We start from the raw sequence: 1,458 nt of genomic DNA, 5'->3' as shown, positions 1-1,458 counted from the left end.
CACACAGCTGCCCGGCGCGTAGAGGTCGACGCACGGGCCCGTGCTGGAGAACGACGACCGGGCGTCGGTGTCGGTGGAGGAGGCCACCACGCTGGCCGTCTCGACCTTGCGCGGCAGGCGGTCGCACGAGTTGCCGCCGGTGTTGCCCGCCGAGGTCGCCAGGAAGACGCCCGAGGCGATCATGGTGCGGATCGCGCTCTCCAGGCTGGCCGAAGCGGTGAAGTTCCACGACGTGTTGGCCACGGCCGGCTTGGTGTGGTTGGCCGTCACCCAGTTGATCGCGTTCAGCGCCGAGGTGGTGGTGGCGCTGCCGGAGCAGTTCATCATCTTCACGCCGTGCAGCCGCACGCCCTTGGCGATGCCGTAGGTGGCGGAGCCGATGGTGCCGGAGACGTGCGTGCCGTGGCCGTGGCAGTCGGTGTTGTTCGTGTCGTAGCCGTTGTAGTCGAACGTGGCCCGGCCACCGAAGTCGGCGTGCCCGGGTGTGATGCCGGTGTCGATCACGTACGCGTGAACGCCCGCGCCGGTGTAGGCGTAGGTGTAGCTCTTGGACAGCGGCAGGGCGCGCTGGTCGACCCGGTCGATGCCCCACGACGGCGGGTTGCTCTGGGTGGCGTCGAGCGCGTCGGTGACCAGCACGTCCTGCTCGATCGTGCTGACCGCCGGGTCGCGGCTGAGCCTGCGCAGCTGCGCCGGGGTGAGCTTGGCGGCGAAACCGTGCAGCGCCGCGTCCCAGACGTGGGTCGGCGTGACGCCCGCGGTGGCTGCCACCGCCGCGCTCGCGCCGCTGCGGGCCGTGGCGTCGAGCGTGACGATGTAGGAGTCCTTGATCGGGTGGACGGTGGCGGACGCCGTCGCGGTGACGACGTCGGCCTGGTGCAGGGGTTCGGCCAGGGCCGTGGCGGTGGTGAGCCCGACGGCCGTGGTGGCGGCGGTCAGGACGGCGAGTGTTCGGTGCAGGGGGCGCACGGGTCGGCTCCTTCGGGGGAGCCCGGCCGAGCGCGCCCCGCCGCAGGGTTGACGGGGTCGACCTCACTCGTCCTGGGCTCAGACCAGCAGCCTGACCAGCGGTTATGCCATGGTCACCGGTGGCCGGCCGAACGGCCGCCCGACCCGTCACGCTCGGTGGACATAACGGACAACTGGTAACGCCCGGTTCGCTCTCCCGGCCGCTTGGCCGACGCCGACCGGCCCATCCCCGACAACCCCCGCTCCGACCGCTCCCCCGTCGAGGGACCGGGCCTCCCGTGGTCCCGCTTCGCGCGGCTCAGCGCCACTCGGGTCAGGGCGACGCCCGCCAGGACCACCGCCATGCCCGCGACGACCCGGGGCGTGAGCGACTCGCCCAGCACCAGCGCGCCCAGTGCGACGGACACGACGGGCAGCAGGTAGCCGACCGTGGCGGCGCTGGTCGGACCCTCCTCCTCGATGATCCGGTAGTTGAGGATGAAGGTGAAG

At 71.9% G+C, this 1,458-nt stretch carries 2 protein-coding genes; both read right to left on the bottom strand.

The features are described 5' to 3' along the window. Positions 1–969, bottom strand: a 969-nt coding sequence (locus AB0G02_RS39985; protein ID WP_360805685.1) for a S8 family serine peptidase, incomplete at its 3' end; no start/stop codon positions are given. A gap of 113 nt (positions 970–1,082) precedes the next feature. Beyond that, the coding region (locus AB0G02_RS39980) for a DMT family transporter (RefSeq protein ID WP_360805682.1) at positions 1,083–1,458 on the bottom strand (376 nt) is incomplete at its 5' end.

The organism is Actinosynnema sp. NPDC023658, from assembly GCF_040639995.1.
GTDB lineage: Bacteria > Actinomycetota > Actinomycetes > Mycobacteriales > Pseudonocardiaceae > Actinosynnema.
This window is presented reverse-complemented; position numbering and strand designations above follow the sequence as displayed.